Below are 1645 nucleotides of genomic sequence, written 5' to 3'. Positions count from 1 at the left end.
GGGGTGCGCCCGCCGGCCGGGCCTGACCCGACTTTGAACTGGCTCCGTGCCCTCATGTGGACCCGTCGACCCGGTCGGCGGGGGCACCTCTCTCGGCACCTGCACGGGCCGGCGTGGTGACCTGATTAGGAGCTCGGGTTCGTCCCTCATCCCCGTTCTGTCCAGCGTTCTCCTCGTGCTCGGTGGTCGAGCCATGCCGTCAACGCAGCAGGTAGGAGGCAGCGTGAGCGAGGACCAGGACGTGACCGTCGGCGTCGACACGCACAAGGACGTGCACGTCGCGGCGGTGTTGGACCAAACCGGTCGAGTGTTGGCCACCAGGAACTTTCCGACGACGATGCGCGGCTACGCGCAGCTCGCCACATGGGCTGAGTCCTTCGGCACGGTAGCGAAGGTCGGTTTGGAAGGCAGCGGCAGTTACGGCGCCGGGCTGCTGCGGTTCCTGACGGACTACGGCCTGACCGTGGTCGAGGTCGACCGCCCGGACCGCTCCACCCGCCGCCGAATCGGCAAGACTGACACCATCGACGCCGAGTCCGCCGCCCGGGCGGTCCTATCCGGCCGCGCCACCGGCACCCCGAAGACCCGCGACGCACACGTCGAGATGATCCGGGCTCTGCGCGTCGCCCGCCGCGGAGCGATGAAGGCCCGGATTCAAGCCGGAGGCCAGGTTGAATCGCTCATCGTCTCGGCCCCCGAACCCGTGAGACAACTGGTGCGCGGGCTGGCCGGCAAGAAGCGCATCCGCGTCTGCGCCGCTCTCAGGCCCGGCACGGTGTCTGACCCGGCGACCGCCACCAAGCTCGCGCTGCGCAGCCTCGCCCGTCGCTGGCTCGCCCTCCAGGCGGAGATCGACGACCTCGACAGCCACCTAGCCGCCCTCGTAACCGCCGCCGCCCCTTATCTGGTCGCGCTGCCTGGCGTCGGTATCGACACCGCCGGGCAACTGCTCGTTACCGCCGGCGACAACCCCCCACCGCTTGCACTCCGAAAGGGCTTTCGCCCGGCTCTGCGGCGTCGCCCCCATCCCAGCCAGCTCCGGACGGACCGACCGCCACCGCCTACACCGTGGCGGCGACCGCGAAGCCAACCGCGCCCTCTGGCGCATCACCCTCGTCCGCATGCGCTGCCACCAGCCCACCAAGGACTACGTCACCCGCCGAACCGCAGAGGGCAAGACCAAGACGGAGATCATGCGATGCCTCAAGCGCTACATCGCCCGCGAAGCCTTCACCCACCTCGCACCTCGCCCGACAGAGCAGGCACCATGGCCCGGTGCGACTACTGACGGCAGACGAGTTCACCGCCACGATCGGGACACCGCCAACACCAGTCGACGTCGATGAGCGTCCTCCGTTCGACTTCTGGCCGTACTACGACGCCATCCCCCATGACCACTTCGCCGGCCACGACTTCAGCCGAGAGGAGGTGACGAACGTCTGGCAGATGCCCGACGACATCCATCAGCACGTCCTCATCGCGTCCGGGACCCCGAACGTGTTCATGGCGCTCGTGCTCAATCTCCGGACAGCCTCAGTGCTCGGCCACCACCTGCTCGACCTCAACGAGCTCTACGGGCTCAGTCAGCCACCCATGACAGCTTGACGAACAATAGGAGCGTCCACTTCGCCGGCAGCCCGGTGTC

Annotated in this window: 1 protein-coding gene and 1 pseudogene; both read left to right on the top strand. The window is 68.3% G+C overall.

The features are described from left to right. Window positions 1-193: 193 nt before the first annotated feature. Window positions 194-1346: pseudogene (locus MED15_RS24625) on the top strand (IS110 family RNA-guided transposase). After that, window positions 1276-1605 carry a hypothetical protein gene (locus MED15_RS33275; protein WP_146763041.1) on the top strand — a complete coding sequence of 110 codons (330 nt, stop codon included), beginning with the start codon at window positions 1276-1278 and terminating at the stop codon, window positions 1603-1605. The pseudogene MED15_RS24625 and the gene MED15_RS33275 overlap by 71 nt, the downstream one beginning before the upstream one ends. Window positions 1606-1645: the final 40 nt, after the last annotated feature.

This window comes from Micromonospora noduli (assembly GCF_003264475.1).
GTDB classification, from domain to species: Bacteria; Actinomycetota; Actinomycetes; order Mycobacteriales; family Micromonosporaceae; genus Micromonospora; species Micromonospora noduli.
The sequence above is the reverse complement of the archived record's forward strand: the minus strand, read 5'-3'. Positions and strand labels throughout refer to the sequence as shown.